Genomic DNA, 2,009 nt, shown 5'->3' on the forward strand with positions numbered 1-2,009 from the left:
GGCCGATAGCGCCGAAACAGTTCTTCCCCGGAATGTCGGCGGCTGTGAAGACACCGGCGATGCCGGGATGCGCCTTCGCCCAGCCGTCGAGATCGCCGAAGGCGAAGCTGGCGTGATAATGCGGCGAGCGGACCACCAGCACGGCCAGCGCATCGGCGGGGGAGGAAACGCCGCCGAATTTCTCAGCCCCGGTGACCTTCGGCACGCCGTCGAGCCTGATGGGCGAGGAACCGATCGCATGGCCGGATTGAGGCAAGCGGAAATCGAGGCTTGCTGCCTGCAGGGAGGCATCCATCACCGCCGCGATGATCTTCCGGTAGCCGGTGCAGCGGCAGAGAATACCGCCCAGCGCATCCTGCACCTCCGCCTCGGTAGGGCGGGGCTGCTTGTCCAGCAATGCGGTTGCCGCGACCAGCAGCGCCGGCGTGCAGATGCCGCACTGCGCCGCGCCATGGGCAAGGAACGAGGCCTGCAGCGCCGACAGCCGGCCATTGGCGAGGCCTTCGACCGTCGTCACCGACGCCCCGGCGACGGATGCAGCCGGCATCAGGCAAGCGCAGACGGGATCGCCGTCGACCAGCACCGTGCAAGCGCCGCAATCACCGGCATCGCAGCCGACCTTGGAGCCGGTCAGCAGCAATTCATCGCGTAGCACCAAGGACAGTCGGCGCAGCGGCGGTACGTTGACGGAGATGGCGGCGCCATTGACCTCGAAGGCGATGTCGGCTCGTTCTGGGCCGAGAGCAGGCCGAACGGCGCCCGGACCGGGCAGGGCTTCACGCATATCAGGCTGAACTTGGCTCATGCCGCCGCCACCTCGTCGCCAGTCGTTCGCCCCACAGCCGCAAGCACGGCGCGGGCGACAATCTCGCGCACCGCATCGAGCCGGTATTCGGCGCTGCCGCGTACGTCGGCGATGGGTGACAGTTCGCTCATCGGCGCGGCCAGGATCGCGTCGGCAAGTCCGCCGTCCACCGGCAGTCCGCGCAGCGCGGCTTCGACACCGGCCAGCCGCTTGGCCACCACCGAACAGGAGCCGGCGGCGACCGCCGCTTCGGCGACAGTGCTGTTGTCGACGACCAGACGCGCCGCCACCATGGCGATGGAAATGACGAGGTAGCGCCGGGCGCCGAGCTTGACGAAAGCCGACGTGCCGCTGGGCTTCGGCACGCGGATGGCCGTCACCATCTCACCGGGCAGCAGCGCCGTGCGGCGGTTGCCAAGAATGAAGTCCTGCAGCCGCAGATGCCGCGTGGCTGCCACGGAGCGCAGCTCGACCTCGGCATCGAGGACGAGCAGGCCCGGCACGCCGTCGGCGGCAGGCGACGCGTTGCAGAGATTGCCGGCGACCGAGGCGACGTTCTGGATCTGCGCCGAGCCGACCTCTCGCGCCGCCTGTTTCAGCGCGTCGAAGGCCGGCGGCAAGCGATGGCGGATAATGTCGGTCCAGGTCGTGCGCGCGCCGATGACGAAGTGGTCGTCCGTTTCGGCAATGCCGCGCAGCGAAGCCAGACCGTTGATATCGAGAACATTGTCGCGGAAGGGTTTGCTGCCCTGTGCCGGATAGAAGTCGGTGCCGCCGGCAAGGATGCGCCAGGCGCCCTCGCCAAGCAAAGCGAGCGCTTCGTCGACCGAGGTGGGTTTCGCGTAACGGATCACGCTTTGCCTTCCAGAAAAGAGGTCTTCCAGAAACCGGTGTTTCGAAAGACTCTGCCGGCATCGGCGCCGGAAAATTCATTCGTATGCAAATGATATCAAGACGGCAGGAATTGTCAAAGCCGGAGTTTGCGTCGGCTCGGCCGGCACGCATTTGTTATGTCGCCAGAGGTTGACGCGGCCGGCCATCTGGTCAAGTTTCTGCCTCCGGTCGCGGCAGCGGCATCGAGACAGAGAGAAGGAAGCCGCATGGCCGACGAAGCGCTTGTTGTCATCGACCTGCAGAACGACTTTTGTCCGGGCGGTGCGCTGGCGGTTGCCGGCGGCGACGAGATCGTGCCATTGGTCAATGA

At 66.6% G+C, this 2,009-nt stretch carries 2 protein-coding genes and 1 pseudogene; 1 reads left to right on the forward strand and 2 read right to left on the reverse strand.

Annotation, left to right across the window (positions count from 1 at the left end):
- The coding region (locus tag EN935_RS33285; protein ID WP_127374089.1) for a (2Fe-2S)-binding protein at nt 1-805 on the reverse strand (805 nt) is incomplete at its 3' end.
- Nucleotides 802-1,659 (reverse strand): xanthine dehydrogenase family protein subunit M, encoded by an 858-nt coding sequence (locus EN935_RS33290; protein ID WP_126067177.1) that lies wholly within the window; start codon nt 1,657-1,659, stop codon nt 802-804. The genes EN935_RS33290 and EN935_RS33285, both read right to left, overlap by 4 nt.
- A 246-nt stretch (nt 1,660-1,905) precedes the next feature.
- Between EN935_RS33290 and EN935_RS33295 the strand changes: the two are divergent.
- A pseudogene (locus EN935_RS33295) lies at nt 1,906-2,009 on the forward strand (nicotinamidase); the annotation flags it as partial.

This window comes from Mesorhizobium sp. M7D.F.Ca.US.004.03.1.1, from assembly GCF_003998635.1.
Taxonomy (GTDB): Bacteria; Pseudomonadota; Alphaproteobacteria; order Rhizobiales; family Rhizobiaceae; genus Mesorhizobium; species Mesorhizobium loti.